Annotated in this window: 16 protein-coding genes and 1 tRNA gene; 11 read left to right on the top strand and 6 right to left on the bottom strand. The window is 39.9% G+C overall.

The genetic code is table 11. The features are described from left to right. Positions 1-2: 2 nt before the first annotated feature. From rsmA to T530_RS0102095, 7 genes are all read left to right on the top strand, one after another. The gene (gene rsmA / locus T530_RS0102065; protein WP_027727582.1) at positions 3-875 is read left to right on the top strand and encodes a 16S rRNA (adenine(1518)-N(6)/adenine(1519)-N(6))-dimethyltransferase RsmA; all 873 of its coding nucleotides are present in this window, start codon (positions 3-5) and stop codon (positions 873-875) included. Further along, the gene (locus T530_RS0102070; RefSeq protein WP_027727583.1) at positions 872-1,585 is read left to right on the top strand and encodes a YggS family pyridoxal phosphate-dependent enzyme; all 714 of its coding nucleotides are present in this window, start codon (positions 872-874) and stop codon (positions 1,583-1,585) included. Before rsmA ends, T530_RS0102070 begins: the two co-directional genes overlap by 4 nt. After that, entirely contained in the window at positions 1,585-2,085 is a 501-nt protein-coding gene (locus T530_RS13285) for a hypothetical protein (RefSeq protein WP_038073274.1), read from the top strand. Before T530_RS0102070 ends, T530_RS13285 begins: the two co-directional genes overlap by 1 nt. Then, entirely contained in the window at positions 2,085-3,044 is a 960-nt protein-coding gene (locus tag T530_RS0102080; protein WP_027727584.1) for an RluA family pseudouridine synthase, read from the top strand. The genes T530_RS13285 and T530_RS0102080 overlap by 1 nt, the downstream gene beginning before the upstream one ends. Before the next feature lie 4 nt (positions 3,045-3,048). Next, a complete protein-coding gene (locus T530_RS13290) occupies positions 3,049-3,813 on the top strand; it encodes a pseudouridine synthase (RefSeq protein ID WP_051537754.1) in 765 nt (254 codons plus the stop codon). Next, positions 3,813-4,619 carry a hypothetical protein gene (locus T530_RS0102090; RefSeq protein ID WP_027727585.1) on the top strand — a complete coding sequence of 269 codons (807 nt, stop codon included), beginning with the start codon at positions 3,813-3,815 and terminating at the stop codon, positions 4,617-4,619. The genes T530_RS13290 and T530_RS0102090 overlap by 1 nt, the downstream gene beginning before the upstream one ends. Before the next feature lie 175 nt (positions 4,620-4,794). Next, the gene (locus tag T530_RS0102095) at positions 4,795-5,487 is read left to right on the top strand and encodes a queuosine precursor transporter (RefSeq protein ID WP_027727586.1); all 693 of its coding nucleotides are present in this window, start codon (positions 4,795-4,797) and stop codon (positions 5,485-5,487) included. A 1-nt stretch (position 5,488) separates the two neighbouring features. Here T530_RS0102095 and T530_RS0102100 read toward each other — a convergent pair whose 3' ends face one another. Continuing rightward, positions 5,489-6,655, bottom strand: coding sequence for an FprA family A-type flavoprotein (locus tag T530_RS0102100; protein ID WP_027727587.1), 1,167 nt, complete (start codon positions 6,653-6,655; stop codon positions 5,489-5,491). 141 nt (positions 6,656-6,796) lie between these two features. Between T530_RS0102100 and T530_RS0102105 the strand changes: the two genes are divergently transcribed. After that, positions 6,797-7,618, top strand: coding sequence for an SH3 domain-containing protein (locus T530_RS0102105; RefSeq protein WP_027727588.1), 822 nt, complete (start codon positions 6,797-6,799; stop codon positions 7,616-7,618). A 60-nt stretch (positions 7,619-7,678) separates the two neighbouring features. Next, positions 7,679-7,759: transfer RNA gene (locus T530_RS0102110), tRNA-Leu, on the top strand. A 21-nt stretch (positions 7,760-7,780) separates the two neighbouring features. On the opposite strand, the gene T530_RS0102115 is transcribed toward T530_RS0102110, so the two are convergent. From T530_RS0102115 to T530_RS0102125, 3 genes are read right to left on the bottom strand one after another with little or no spacing between them, the layout of a single operon-like run. Continuing rightward, positions 7,781-8,164, bottom strand: coding sequence for a zinc ribbon domain-containing protein (locus T530_RS0102115; protein ID WP_038073277.1), 384 nt, complete (start codon positions 8,162-8,164; stop codon positions 7,781-7,783). Continuing rightward, on the bottom strand, positions 8,164-8,754 hold the full coding sequence (locus T530_RS0102120) for a hypothetical protein (protein WP_027727590.1): 591 nt from the start codon (positions 8,752-8,754) through the stop codon (positions 8,164-8,166). The genes T530_RS0102115 and T530_RS0102120 overlap by 1 nt, the downstream gene beginning before the upstream one ends. A gap of 5 nt (positions 8,755-8,759) precedes the next feature. Beyond that, entirely contained in the window at positions 8,760-9,737 is a 978-nt protein-coding gene (locus T530_RS0102125) for a hypothetical protein (RefSeq protein ID WP_027727591.1), read from the bottom strand. Positions 9,738-9,777: 40 nt separating this feature from the next. On the opposite strand from T530_RS0102125, the gene mfd reads away from it, so the two are divergent. Beyond that, positions 9,778-13,383 (top strand): transcription-repair coupling factor, encoded by a 3,606-nt coding sequence (mfd, locus tag T530_RS0102130; protein ID WP_027727592.1) that lies wholly within the window; start codon positions 9,778-9,780, stop codon positions 13,381-13,383. Positions 13,384-13,395: 12 nt separating this feature from the next. Further along, positions 13,396-14,139, top strand: a complete 744-nt coding sequence (locus T530_RS0102135; protein WP_027727593.1) for a DUF6675 family protein — start codon at positions 13,396-13,398, stop codon at positions 14,137-14,139. Positions 14,140-14,362: 223 nt separating this feature from the next. Here T530_RS0102135 and T530_RS0102140 read toward each other — a convergent pair whose 3' ends face one another. Both T530_RS0102140 and T530_RS0102145 read right to left on the bottom strand, forming a co-directional pair. Continuing rightward, a complete protein-coding gene (locus tag T530_RS0102140) occupies positions 14,363-14,821 on the bottom strand; it encodes a GNAT family N-acetyltransferase (RefSeq protein WP_027727594.1) in 459 nt (152 codons plus the stop codon). A gap of 149 nt (positions 14,822-14,970) precedes the next feature. After that, on the bottom strand, positions 14,971-15,471 hold the full coding sequence (locus T530_RS0102145) for a hypothetical protein (RefSeq protein ID WP_027727595.1): 501 nt from the start codon (positions 15,469-15,471) through the stop codon (positions 14,971-14,973). Between the last annotated feature and the right edge of the window lie 35 nt (positions 15,472-15,506).

Genomic DNA, 15,506 nt, shown 5'->3' on the forward strand with positions numbered 1-15,506 from the left:
ATTTGAAGACCCCTGATTATAACTCATCATCTGAATTAAAGAATGTCCTTGATGCAAATGGCTTTTCAATGCAGAAGAAATTCGGACAGAACTTTTTGATTAATGAAAACGCACGAAAAAAGCTTATAGATGCCCTTGAAATTGATGATAAATCTAAAGTATGGGAAGTAGGTCCTGGGCTTGGTGCAATGACTTCTGAAATCCTGAGCCGGGGCGCAGAACTCACCTGTTTTGAAATAGACCACGGTTTTGCAAAGCTTGTTAGTGAATTCTTTGATGATGAAGCTAAAAAAGGAAAATTCCACCTTGTAGAAGGAGATGTCCTTAAAACCTGGAAAAAGTATCTGGAAGAGCAGGGATCTGCGCCTGACAGATTTTTCGGAAATCTTCCATACAATATTGCTGCTACAATAATTGCAGACACAATCGAAAATGACGTCCGCTTTGAAAAATGTGTCTTTACAGTTCAAAAGGAAGTTGCCCAGCGTATGTGCGCAAAGCCTGGCAGCGATGACTATTCTTCTTTTTCTGTTTTGTGCCAGTGGGCTTATGACGTTAAACCTCTTATGGATTTGGGCGGCGCTAATTTCTGGCCAAAGCCAAATGTAGATTCCCGCTCAGTTGTATTTACCAAGAAAGAGGATTTCCCACGCTGTAAGGAACCAAAGCTTTTTGTAAAAATGCAGAGGGCGCTTTTTTCATCAAGAAGAAAAAATGTCAGAAACAATCTTACAGCCTTTTTGAGTAACGGCGACCTCTGTGCCCAGGCGCTTGATAAAGCCGGAATCGAACCTCAGAAAAGAGCTGAAGTTCTTACATTGGAAGAAACACTCCGTCTTAGTGACGTACTTAATGAACTTGGAGTAAAAAAATGAGCGTAAATATTGCAGCTAACCTTAAGTTAATTAATGATAAAATCCGCGATGCAGAAAAACGAGCCGGCCGTCCTGAAGGCAGCGTAAAGCTTATGGCGGTAAGTAAATTCCATCCGTCAGAAGATGTTCTTTCTGCAATTGAAGCAGGCCAGTTTTTGTTCGGTGAAAACCGCGTTCAGGAAGCCTTTGAAAAATTCCCGCCTATTATTGAAGCTCACCCGGATACAGAACTTCATATGATTGGTGTATTGCAGTCTAATAAGGTAAAAAATGCGGTAAAGGTTGGTTCCTGCATTGAATCTGTAGACAGACTTTCTCTCCTGGACGAAATTGAAAAGCAGTGCGCAAAAATCGATAAGAAAATAAAAGTGCTTTTTGAATTTCATACAGGAGAAGAATCAAAATCTGGCTTTGAAAGCCAGGAAGAACTTGAAGAAGCTTTGACAGCAATTAAGGATGGAAAGTATCCGCACGTAATTCCATCTGGCTTTATGACAATGGCGCCTTTTACAGAAGATAAGAACCGTGTAAGAAAGTCCTTTGTTATGCTGAGGGAACTTGCCCAGCGCATGAAGGAAAAATATCCTGACTTTGAAATGAATGAACTTTCTATGGGAATGTCAGGCGATTTTGAAATTGCAATTGAAGAAGGTTCAACTCTTGTACGAGTCGGAACAGCCATTTTTGGAGAAAGGGATTATTCAAAATAATGAAACATACAGGAATCTTAAAAATACTTACAGTCCTCTTTTGTCTTGGTCTGAGCGCAAACCTTTTTGCAGAAGATCACACTCCAGAACCATATCACGACAATGAATTTCCTCAGGTATTAAAAGATATCCGCCGTTTTGAAATCATTACCCTTGGTGCCCTGCCTTTTGTCACTCTGCAGACAACCCTTGGTTATTCCTGCTATCAGTACGTTAACCATGATTTTTCTGCCGCATATTTTCCAAATCCTTTCGCCGCTTCTTCCTACAGCCAGGACGAGCAGATTGGCATTCTTTTAACTTCGCTTGGAATCTGCGTGGGAATAGGTCTTACAGACTTAATCATTCAGCTGGTAAAGCGTTCAAATGCAAAAAAACGTGCAAACATCATGGATTCAGACCTGATGATTCAGCCGGTTGAAAATATAAAAATGCCAGTACCGCCGGAAGGGGGCTTTCCGCCGCCGCCTCCGGAAGAAGAAAAAACGGGAGACCAGTAATGCCTTTTTTCAGCGCAAAGGTTCCCGCCGACTATTCTAAAGCAGAAAGACTTGATAAATACATTGCCTCCCTTCCAAACGGAATGAACCGCTCAAAATTAAAAAGCGGAGTAACAGAAATCCTTATAAACGGAAAGAAAGTAAAAATCAGCCAGAAGGTAAAGGCAAACGACCAGATAGACATTCAATGGGAAGACAATATCCCTGATAACATTGAACCAGAAAACATCCCCCTTGATATTGTTTACGAAGATGACAATGTAACTGTTGTAAACAAGGCTCAGGGAATGGTAACTCATCCTGCCTGCGGAAACTGGACGGGAACTCTTGTAAACGCCCTTTTGTACCATTGGGGAAGGGCTTCCATTGAACAGCTGAAAGAGGGAAGTGATTCAGAAATTCTGGAACGACGCCGACCGGGAATTGTTCACCGCCTTGATAAAGAAACAAGCGGCCTTATCATAACTGCTAAAAACCGTGACAGCGAAGAATGGCTGCAAAAACAGTTTAAGGAAAAAACTTTACAAAAAGAATACATCTGCATCTGCACAGGCCGCCCTAAGGCAATGAAAGGCGATATCAGGACTCAGATTATCCGCGACCCTAAAAACCGCCACCGCTTCAAGGCTGTTGAAAATACGGACGAAGGAAAATTTGCCCGTACAATTTACCACTGCCTTGCCACTTACGGAAATTATTCTCTTATGAGGGTTCGCATTAAAACAGGCCGTACCCATCAGATTCGCGTGCACATGAAGTTTTTGGGCTGCCCGATTTTAGGAGACGCCACCTACAATAAGCCCTGCGCCGACTTCCCAGAGGCAACTCTTATGCTTCATTCCTGCAAGCTGAAAATCCATCTGCCTGGCTCAGAGGACCTTACGGAATTCCGGGCAAAAACACCCCAGCGTTTTCTGGAAGTAGAAAAAAAGCTGAAAAAGAAGTTTCCAAAGGGGTGAGCTTATGAAAATTGAAATCATTCAGCAACCATCGGAAACTTTTCCTTTTGCATTAATTTATAAACCTAAGGCCTTGGCTTCCGCTCCTATTACAGAGGATGATAAGGACAATGCCTTCTTTCAGGCAGCAGAAATGTTTCCACAGCTTTTGAGCGTGCAGGGAAGAAAAGCCATTGAACACGGACTTTTACACCGCCTTGATACCGCCACAGACGGCTTACTTTTAATTGCCGCAAGCCAGGAATTTTATGATTACATGATCTGCGAACAGGAAGAAGGGCGTTTTATAAAATATTACAGGGCCCGCTGCCAGCTGCAAGCTGATAATTGCAGAGAACTGGGGGGATTTCCAGAGGAGGGTGCAGCTGTAAGTGACTGGCTGCCTAATCCCCCGGCGCCGAAGGCGATTTTTCATCATGTAAAAATTTCTTCATATTTTCGTTCCTACGGCAAGGGCGGAAAGGAAGTGCGGCCGGTAACAGAAAAGTCAGGCCCCGCAGCTCTTAAAAAAGTGGGAAAATTAAAGCTCTATACAACAGAAATCTGCAGCCTGGAAAAAGAGGACAAGGTATTGAAGGTAGAATGCAGGATTTCTCAGGGCTTCCGACATCAGGTTCGCTGCCACTTAGCATGGACTGGGCTTCCAATCATAAACGACCCGCTTTACAACGCAAAAAGCCTTGGAAGTGCTGAGCCTTTGCAATTTACTGCGTCTGCAATAGAATTTATAAATCCAAAAGACGGAAAATTATTCCGGGGAGAAATCTAATGAAAGTAAGAAAAATTTTTTCAATCATTTTTTTGAGCATTAACGCGCTTTTTTTATTCAGCTGTGAAGAGCAGAAAAGTAATAAAAATAATAAAGTAGAAAAGTTCATTAAAAAAACGGAATATTTTTATGACGGAAACCAGATTGTAAGAACTATAACCAGCGGAATTGATAATAAAGTAACAAAATTCATTGAAACTTATGATGATAAACACAACCTGCTGAAAAGCTATTGCGAAACAGACGGACTCCTGTTTGAATACGTTTACAACGAAAATAATCAGAAAATCTATTCAAAAGACAATGGCGGTTCGGGGCACGAATACTTTTATGAATATGATAAAAACGGCGATATGGTATATTTCCACAGCACCATTGGTGGAGAGCCTTACCTGGAATACTATGCCGAATACAAAAATCATAAAATGGTACACCGCTACAATGAAAATTATTTCGGGGAATTAACCCATGAATGGTGGCATTATTCTGATGATTTTACTAAATGCACTTACGAAAGCTATGTCGGTGATACTGAGTATTTAGAATTTGATCTGGAAGGGCGAAAAATCTACAAAAGAAAACCTGCTGAAATTTCTGAAAGTAATTACGAAGAATTTTACGAATATGACGAAAAGGGCAACCTCATTTTATACAAAACAATCATGGATGGAAAAGAATCTGTCATAATTTACAAATACAACGATAAAAACGACAAAATCTACGAAAAGATGGGTTCCTATGAAGAATTCTATGATTATGAATATGACGACCAGGGCAGAATAAAGACAGAAATCTGGAGAGATTAGGGGAAGACTTAAGCTTATGAAGAAATTTATTTTTATAAAATAGTAGAAATTATAAATAAAAGTCACTATACTGATTTTCCCTGCAAAAAATCACCTTTGCAGAGCCGACAGTTCGTAGTCCTTCCTGTCGTAAATCAAAACCAGGTCAATTCTTTATTTTTTCAGAGGTTATATTATGCCTAATGAGTTACTGCTCATCATCTCTCTGGTTGTATCTTACAGCCTTTTGATTGCTTTTTTCAAACTTTTTGGAAAGCATGGTCTTTATGTATGGCTTGGAATCAGTACGATTTTAGCCAATATTGAAGTTACAATTCTTGTTGTTGCCTTCGGTATGGAACAGACACTTGGTAACACACTTTTTGCTTCTACCTTCCTTGCAACTGACATCCTCAGCGAAGTTTACGGCAAAAAGGATTCTCAGAAGGGTGCCTATATCGGCATTATGGTTCTGCTTGTATTTATGTTCTTCTCTTTCTTCTGGCAGATTTACACACCTTCAGAAAACGACTGGGCTATGCCAAGCGTGAAGGGGCTTTTTGCAAACACACCTCGCATGCTCCTTGCAAGTCTTTTTGGTTTTGCCGTTTCTGAATGTATTGATGTTACTCTTTACCACAAAATCTGGGAACTGAGCGAAAAGAAATGGGGAAATCATTCAAAGTTCCTATGGCTGCGCAACAACGGTTCAACCTTGATTTCTCAGTTTATTAACATCTTTATTTTCAACTTTGGAGCTTTCTGCTTTATTTACGATTTGAAAACTCTTACAAGCATTACTCTTTCATGCTACGTAATTTATGTATTTACATCTCTGCTTGATACACCATTTGTTTACATAGCAAGAAAGATTAAAAAAGACGAATAAATTAAATAAGTTCTGCGGCTAACGCTTCAAGCTGAGCTTCAGTTTCCTGAGTTACCGCAGTCTTAATTGTAACTTTATTCTGGGCAAAGCTAATGTTCTTTGAGTTTTCAAAGAGGGCTGCCATTCCTTTTGCAGCGGCCGGCGCCCAGGTTCCGTTTTCTATAAAGGCAATCGTGCGGTTCTGATAGTCACGCTCTTTAAGATGATCGATGAACTCGCGCATTTTAGGGAAAACTCCGCCGTTATAGGTCGTTGTAGCCAGTACCAGCTTTCCGTAACGGAAGGCATCTTCCACGCATTCATAAATATCTTCGCGCGCAAGGTCGTTCAGCGCAACTTTAGGGCAGCCTTTAGCCTTGAGCAGTTCTGCAAGCTTTTCAGCGGCTTTTTTAGTATTTCCATAAACCGAGGTGTAGCAGACTGCAACACCATCTGTTTCCACTCCATAGCTGGACCAGATATTGTAAGTATCAAGATAATATTTAATGTTTTCGTTCAAAACAGGGCCGTGAAGGGAACAGATAATCTTAATATCAAGGGCAGATGCCTTTTGCAATACAACCTGCACCTGTGCCCCGAACTTTCCAACAATGCCAAAATAATAGCGGCGGGCCTCGCAAGCCCAGCCTTCAGGATCTTCTATGTCATTTGCCCCGAATTTTCCAAAGGCATCTGCGGCAAAAAGAACCTTGTCTGTGCTGTCATAGCTCATTAAAACTTCAGGCCAGTGAACGTTCGGAGCGGTAATAAAGCTCAGGATGTGCTTTCCAAGTTCAAGTTTTGTTCCTTCTGCGGCTACAAGCTGGCGGTCTGCAAAATCTGTTCCAAAATAGTTTTTCATCATTACAAAAGCCATTTTAGAAGCTACAATCTTTACATCAGGATAGCTTTCTGCAAACTTTTTGATGTTAGCAGAATGATCCATTTCCATATGATGAACTACAAGATAGTCAGGAGAGCGTCCGCCCGCTGCTGAAAGTTCATTTTTAATATTTACCAGCCATTCGTCACCAAAATTCTGGTCTACGCTATCTATTACTGCAATTTTTTCATCAAGAATAAGGTAAGAATTGTAGGCCATTCCATTTGGAACCTGGAACTGGCCTTCAAACAAATCGATTTTGTGGTCATTTACACCAATGTATTTTATTGTGTCTGAAATTTTCATATCTAATGCTCCTGTAAAATACTATATGTATATTAACATAAGAAAAGCATTATTGATAGAAGAATATTTTGATTGATTTATGGCTTACAGGAAAGTCTTGCAAGAATTTCAATTAAATAGTTTAATGACATTGGAGACCATATGAAATTAATTAAAAATATCTTTGCTTTCATAGCATTTGGATTCCTGCTTGTTTCATGCGAAAAAAAGACATCGGGAAATGAATCAACATCAAACGAAAAGACATCTCAGGAAGAGAATGCAGCAGAAAAAAATACAGAAGTTTATAAATATGTAAATACAATTGACGGTATAAATTTACGTGAAACTATAGGTGGAAAACGCATCGATGTCCTGGACTTTAATGTCCGTGTTAAAATTCTTGAAAAAAGTGATTATGCAGAAATTGACGGTAACAAAGATTACTGGTATAAAATCCGGGCAGAAAACAATGAAGAAGGTTTTGTTTACGGCGCATATTTATCAGAATCAATTGAAGACGCTGAAAAATATCGCCGACTTGAACTTAGAGCAAAAATTATAGAATGGTTACAAGGCTGGGAAGAAAAGCTTTCAGAAGATATTAATATCGATCCAAATCCATATAATATCATCAAGGATGAATGGGGTGAATTCGCATTGAGTATGCGTGAATTCGATGGTCTGGATTTTATTTTATATGAAACTTATGACAAAGAGACTGACGAACACGGCATGTTCCTCTATTATGCATGCCTTTATAATGCTAATGGAACAGACCTTCCAGATTTTCTTCCTGTACGACTTATGGACGACATAGAAAAATTCAGAAGATATTTTGGTAAACCAGATAACAGAAAAGACTGTGAAGATGGTACAGAAGAGGAAAGCTGGGTTTTGATGGGCGATTTTTATATTTCCGCAGTTTATTCCCCTGCAGATGAAAAAATAACCACAATCTTTATTGGGAAAGAAGGCTGGTAAGGTGGTCTTTTGATAATTGACTAAACTCAAGTTTTTTAATATAATATTTTTACTTTAATTGCCCGGTTGGCGGAATTGGTAGACGCGCTCGGTTCAGGTCCGAGTGATTTTATCATGCGAGTTCAAATCTCGTGCCGGGTAATTTTTTTTGCCCATATCAATTTACAGACAGCTGTAAAGCATTCCTACAAGACCGAAAAGCACTACAATACAAGCCGCATAGACCCAGAGAGGAAGTGAATCAGATGAAGCCTTGCTGTTTTTAAGAGGCAGATACATCTGATTTTTTTTCATCTTGATATTTTTTGTTTTTGAGTTAATGCCTTTTTGAGAGGCATTTCCACCACCGGAAGCGCCACCGTGACCGTTTACGGCATAACCGCACTGAGGACAGCCGTTTATAAAGTCCTGGGTATTTCCTGTGTGGCCGCAGTTTGGACAAAGCACAGCCGCAAAGAATTTTCCGCATTTGGGACAGAATTTTGATTTTCTTGGAACTTCTGCGCCGCAGCACTGACAGAAGAATTTCGCTTCCTTACCAGCCATCAGCACACTTCCAGAATAAGAGATTTTTTGCTTTTGTCGTATTTAAGGATACGGGCAGAGTAGTCTTTGATTTTCTTATCAACGCATACACTGATATAAGGAATTTCATCTGAAGAAAAATCAGGAGTAAAATCTAGTGTACATTGTATTTTTGTATCAGAAAGGGAATTCAATTTTCCGCTGAGGATTTTTCCGCTTTCCGGCATGGAAAGTAAAATCTGTCCGATTGCAGGAAGAGGCGCATCGGGATTCAAAAAGTACAGTTCTTCCTTTGTGATATTCTTAAAATATCCGTTTATTCCAAGTTCAGAATATTTTTTCTGATCTTCTGCAGAAAGGGGAGCTTCTTCATAAAGATAGATGCCTACATTTTCGCCGCCGATTCCGCTTTTTACAAACTGAACAAGAGTTTTCCACAGGCGGGGATATTCGCAGGAATTAAGGATAATCAAATCAGGCTGGATTTCTTCTATATTGTCCAGAGCCTTTAAAAACCATTTATAAATAATTGTATCAGCGCCGTAAGTTTTTGCTATTGCGCTGATTTTTGAACTGATTTCTGTATTTTCTGTAATAATCAGGACTTTCATATCTGCTACTCAGTTCCAAGGTTTACAACATTATAATCGTAAATCTGCCATACTCCTTCACGCTGTCGGAGCTTGTAAGTGTAGCGTTTTTTCTCGCTGAAGTTCTGATATTTGAACCATTCGATTACAGTTACGTTTCCTTCTGTCGGAGAATAGGTTGTTCTTTCAATCTGGAATTTTTCAGGAACAGCAACGATGTCTGTATCAATTTTTGTCTGCATCAAATCAGCCTTGAAAGTAGAAAGGATGCGTTCACGTTCTTCTGCTGATGATGAAATGTATTTTTTGTTGAGGTTTGAGTTTCTCTTCAAAAGTGATTCCAGATCCATATAAAGGAAGTACTGGTCCCAGAGAGATTTCTGACGGGCAATGATTGTCTGCTCAACAACCTTATCAGGAGCAATGTCAGCAGGACGGAGCAGTTCAACAGATTTTTCCTTTACCGGGATAAAGTTTGAAGCAGTTGCCTTAGGGCTTGGCAAAATCTCAAGAGTAAGGCGGTTTGATTTAAGTGAAAGATACTTTGATTTATACAATTCAGGATAAAAAAGGAGTTCAAGATAGTAAATTGAGCTTTCTGTAATATTAAGATAGTCCTTTACGTTTTCAACAAATGAATATTCTTCTCCCTGTTCAAGAGAAATTTCACGGAAGTAAACTGTCTGATTAGTTGTACGGCGTTCAATCAGATCTACAGTCTGTTCAAGACGGCTGTTTTTTACTGTGTAGGCATTAAAATCGATGCTGAACATTCTGTCATCGGCAAGCTTAAAGCGTAAAGTTTCTGTTCCGTTGTTTTTAATGGAAATGTGTACGAATACCGGGCTTTCTTCTGCAGCTCCCGGGTAGTAAATGTTTTTATTATAAAATTTTATGCTTACAGAAGCCTTTGAAAAATCCTGACTTTCAGAAACGCTCTGCGCAAATGTCTGTCCAAAAACAAAGAGAGTTGTTATAATTACAAAAAGTTTACGTAAAGACAAAATAGTTCTCCTTTTATATTTATATTATCGGTAGAAAAAAATGAAATCATTAACTATAAACGACCTTCTGCACAACTGGCAGGCATTTCATAATGCGGCAGAAAAAATCACTTCCTCATACGAAAATGAAAGCTTTCCGCTGACTCTTTCGGGCCTTCACGGAAGCCTTTTTTCATATTTTATTCAGGAATTTTCCCGCCACAAGCACGCAAAAACAATCCAGGCTTTGCAGTATTCTGCTACAAGCAAGAAGAGTCCTAAGTACAATTCCTTTTCTACTGATATTTTAATTGTCGTTCCTACCGAATTTGAAGCAAATAACCTTGCAGTTGATTTTAATTCTGTTTTTCCCGAAGCCGAAGTTCTTGTTTTTCCTGCCTGGGGAGTTTTACCTTACCGAACGGCAGCACCAGGTTCAGTTGTATTTGGAAAGAGGGCAGGCTTTCTTTCAAAGCTTGTTCAGAAAAATAAGCAGGTTACTGTAAAGGAAAAAGCCCGTATTTTTATTGTGCCGGAAAGAAGTTTTTTGTCGCCTCTGCCGCCGCCGGACTATCTTCGTTCACTCAGCTTTAAGCTTGAAAAAGGGGCAAAGCTTGATACTGCAAAGATTGCAGACAAGCTTACAGGTCTTGGCTATACCCGCGTTCCAAAGGTTACTGTCCGCGGCGAGTTCAGCCTTCGCGGTGAAGTTCTTGATATTTTCCTTCCTGCAGAAGAAAACGCTGTCCGCATAATTTTTGATTTTGATGAAATTGAAAGCTTTAAGGATTTTGACGCCGACACTCAGTCTACGATTAAAAGCCGTGATGACGTTACCATTTACCCGATGAAGGAAGTTTTATGGACAGAAGAACTTGTTCAGACTCTTTCCAAAAACCTTGAAGACTATGAAGCAAGTGCTGTAATGCCTTTTACGGAAGAAGCCGCAAAAACAAAGGAGAAAATCCTTTCTGAATTAAAGACCATTCACGAAAGCGAAGGTGAAGAGTTTTTATATCAGCTTTTGTGGGACAAGACTTACAGTTTTCTGGACTATTTTGATCAGAGCGCCTTTGTATTTTTCTACGATTACGACCGTATGGATAACGCAAAGCTTCTTATTGACCGGGAATTCCATGCAAGTTACCGCAAGGCTCATGAGACTCTGCCTGTTTTACCGCCGGAAAAAGTCCTTTTTGACTTTGGAAAACTGGTTTCTAACACAGATAATGCAATATTGCTGCGTACTGTGGCAACTGACAAGGAGGAGGATGCCTTACCCCCCGGCGGCGGCGAAGCCGACGATTCATCTTCTGTCATTAAAATTGAATGTGAACCGGGCCACTCTTACTTTGGCAATATAAATTACCTTAAGGACGAGCTTCGCGAAATGCAGAAAGAGGGCTGGTACGTTTATATTTTTGCGGATAACGAAAACCAGTCGCTGCGATTAAAAGAAATTTTCAGGGAATTTATTGAAGGCGGAGAAGGGGGAGCGCCGCTTCATCCGCTGGAGCTTTATCCGAACGCAATTTCGGCGGGCTTTATTGTACCGGAAATCAAGCTCCTTGTGATTCAGGAAAATGAGATTTTTGGCCGCAGAAAATATGTACCTAAAACCGTCAACAAGGCAAAATCCAAGCCGATTGATACCTTTGTTGAACTGCAGCCGGGAGATTATATCGTTCACGTTAACTGGGGAATCGGACTTTTTCACGGAATTGAGCGTGTAAAGGCAGCAGGAAACGAACGAGACTACATTAAGCTTGAATATGCAGACAAGGAATACGCTTTTGTTCCGATTGAACAGGTAAACCTTGTTCAGCGTTATATCGGTAATGAAGGTGACCACCCGCGTCTTGACCGCATAGGCAGCAAGGCCTGGGAAAGCCGCAAGGCAAAGGCTAGGGCAGCGGTAGAAGAAATTGCCCAGAAGCTTATTGATTTGTATTCACGGCGACAGGCAGCGGTAGGTTATGCCTTCCCAAAAGAAACTGAATGGCAGACAGCCTTTGAGGCCGCCTTCCCATACGAAGATACTCCTGACCAGATTACGGTTACAGAAGAAATTAAGGCTGATATGGAAAAGCCTGTGCCTATGGACCGCCTTATTTGCGGTGACGTAGGCTACGGAAAGACTGAAATTGCAATGCGCGCTGCCTTTAAGGCCGTTATGGGCGGAAAACAGGTTGCTTTCCTTGCGCCGACTACAATTCTTGCAGAACAGCATTATGATAACTGCGTAGAACGATTTAAGAACTTCCCGGTAAAAATTGAGCGTATGTCCCGCTTTGTAAGCGCTGCCGAGCAGAAAAAGACTTTGACAAGGCTTGCGCTAGGCGAAGTTGATATTCTTGTGGGAACCCACCGCATTATCCAGAAGGACGTAAAGTTCAAGAACCTGGGCCTTATGATTATTGATGAGGAGCAGCGATTTGGCGTAAAGGACAAGGAACGCCTTAAGGTGATGAAAAACAACATCGACTGCCTTACAATGTCTGCAACCCCGATTCCGCGAACTCTGCACATGAGCCTTTTGAAAATCCGCGATATGAGCCTTTTGACAACACCGCCTCAGAACCGCCAGCCGATTGAAACAGTAATCGATGAATATACAGATGCGCGAGTAGCACATGCAATCAGGCAGGAAATAGAGCGGGGCGGACAGATTTTCTATCTGCATAACCGGGTTGAAACGCTGATGGACGTAAGGCAGAAAATTGAGCAGATTGTACCAGAAGTTTTAGTTGACGTTGCCCACGGTCAGATGACAAGTACTCAGCTGGATGACATTTTCCACCGCTTTAAGATGGGTGGCTTCCATGTTCTTATTGCAACAACAATTATTGAAAACGGAATTGATATTCCAAACGTAAATACAATCATCATTGACCGCGCCGATATGTACGGTGTAAGCCAGCTTTACCAGCTGAGGGGACGAGTAGGGCGAAGCGACAGACAGGCTTATGCCTACCTTTTGTACCCTGAGCACAAGGCGCTTAGCGAAGTTGCAATGAAGCGTCTTCAGGTTATAAGTGACTTTACCGAGCTTGGAAGCGGCTTTAAGATTGCCATGAAGGATATGGAAATCCGCGGAGCCGGTAACCTTTTGGGACGCGACCAGTCTGGTGAAGTTTATTCTGTCGGTTTTGATATGTATGTACGCCTTTTGAATGACGCCGTTAACCGCCTTATGGCCCAGAAAGATTATGATGCGGCTGAACATTCAGATGTTATCATGGAACTTGAATACACAGGCTTTATTCCTGACACTTACATATTTAACCAGCAGATTAAAATGGAAATCTATAAAAAGATTTCTTCTGTAACCACTGACGCAGAATTTGATTCTGTTCTTGGAGAGTTAAATGACCGCTTTGGTCCTATACCGGAAGAAGTTTCAAGTCTTCTGGCTTTGGCTGAAATCAGGATTTTGTGTAAAAAGCTTAAAATCTCTTCTCTCAGAGAGCGTCAGGGCGAAGTTAAGGTTGAATTCAAAAAAGTTTCAGATATTTCAATCGATAAGTTTATGAAGCTCTTGCAGAAAAATCCTGGAACAATCAGGCTTGATCCGCAGCTTCCGAATATGATTTTCCTTAAGCTTGGAAAAATCGGACTTAAAGAAAAATCTGAGTTTATACGTGAAAAATTAAGCCAATTAGGCTAATATGAGGTTACTATGAAAAAATTACTTTTACCATTGTTACTTACACTTAGTTTTACAGTTGCCTACGCAAAAGACCTTCCGTCGGAAGATATTGAGGCCGCTTTTGCAAACTCTAATCCTGAAACTACAATTTTATCAGAAATCCCGGACTGCCAGCTTATTTCAAAGCTTCTTCCTGACTACAATTTAGATTCAGATCCAAGTCTTTTCCGCGAAAAGATTTTCTACATTAATAATGATAAAGCAATGTCAGAAATCTCTCAGATTATGCGTTCAATAAGCACAATGCAGGGAATAAAATATTATTCAACGGGCAGTAAAAAGTGGGAAACCTTATATGAGGTGGCTACTTTTATAGACAGTCCAGAGACTAAAAATCCGATAGGCGAGGAAGAAATAAAAGAAGCTCTTTCTGCCGACGGTAAAAAAGTTTACTGTCTTTTAGAAGATCATTCTCTTGGAACCTGCGTTTATGAGCTTTCATACTTTGAAACAGAAAACGAAATTGCAGTGAAATTTCATCTTGTAGAACCTATCAAGCTGGGACCTGTAAAGGCTGTAAAAGCTGATAACCTTGTAATCAATCTTATTGTCCTTAAGGAAAAGAAAAGCACAGATGCAGACAAGCTTACACTCTATATCAACGTAAAAGCAAAATACGTAAAGCTTGCAATGATTGAAAACCGCCTGAACAAATCATTTGAACGCCGCATAGATTCAATGTACAGCTGGTTTGAAGATCAGATTAATAAATAAAAATAAGGCAAAATCCGGCGATTTGGCTGCATAAAGCCTGCCAGGTGTTTTTTTTTCAAATATATGATTACTTTTTTATAATACATGTTCTGTCTACCAATAGACAAACTTTATGTAAGGGCCCCTCGCCCTGTGTAAGCGTCATTTTTTTGCCCTATCAGGCCTATTAGAACCGTTGAAACATCTGATTTTTTTATCAATTTAAAAAGGCTTGATATATTTTCTATTTTAAAGACATAATATAAATTTGGCAGGGATTTTCTTCGCCCCAGATTTCTTTGATGACTTCCAGTTCTTTGAATCCACAGGAAAGATAAAAATGGTTGGTAATATCATAATCTGGATATACGCCCATCTGAACGGTTTTTACCTGCATAAAAGAATAGCCGTTTTCGATTGCGATTTTCTTTGCTGAGTCAAAAAGCTGCCGACCAAGGCCTTTGCGATGAAAATCTTTTTGCACTCCCATTACCGCAAGCTCAACAGTCTCTTTGCCAGTTTCTTTAAGGCAGAGAAAACCAACGTATTCATCTTTTTCTTTTGCTGCAAGGAATATCCAGTCTGCACAATCTGAAATATATTTTTCCCGGCTCTCATCAACTTCGAACCAATCACGCAAACCTTCGAGAATTTTTCTTGCTATTTTATGTTTTGTGTCAGGTGATTCAATCTGTTCAATCATATTTTACTTTTCCTCTAAAAATCTCAAATAGAAAGATTCATTCCTCCGCCATTGTTAAGGGATGTGATTTTATCACCACCACAACCACACCTGCAGTTCACAAATTACAAGGCAGACTATGTTTATTGTTAGTCCTTTCTGATTGAGTTTCATTTCTTTTTTTCTGATTCAGGAATCTCATTTTCTGTTTCTGGAACAAGATTCCATCTGTTTGAAATATCCTTAAGCAGGAAGGCGTAAGAAATCCAATAAAGAATTTTCAGAATCAAATCTGCTGCCAGATAATACATCTGGTAGCGAATTATATAGACTATATCGTACAACCAGTTTTTTGAATAAAACAAAAAGCTTATATAACTTGGTAACGAAAAACTGTAAGTTACCAGCCCCAGAAACACATCAAGTGAAAGGTATAAAATCAGGTATTTTTCTATTAGCGAAAGTTTTTTCTTATCTTCGATTTTCTGAATTTTTTGAGAAACAATAATGAGGACAATCAGCGGAATTAAATGAAGAATAAGGGACAGAAAAAGCGAAAGATTTTCCTCCCTGTTTTCAAAATAGCGTATAAAATTGAAAAGTGAATACGAGGCATTGAGTATAAGAGTAATCAGAAAAAATAAGGCTGGTTTGTTTTTATATTTTTTCATATGTTATTTTTGTTTTTATAGTTCCATATGAAGCA

Origin of the sequence: Treponema sp. C6A8 (assembly GCF_000619925.1) — a bacterium.
Classification (GTDB): Bacteria; Spirochaetota; Spirochaetia; order Treponematales; family Treponemataceae; genus Treponema_D.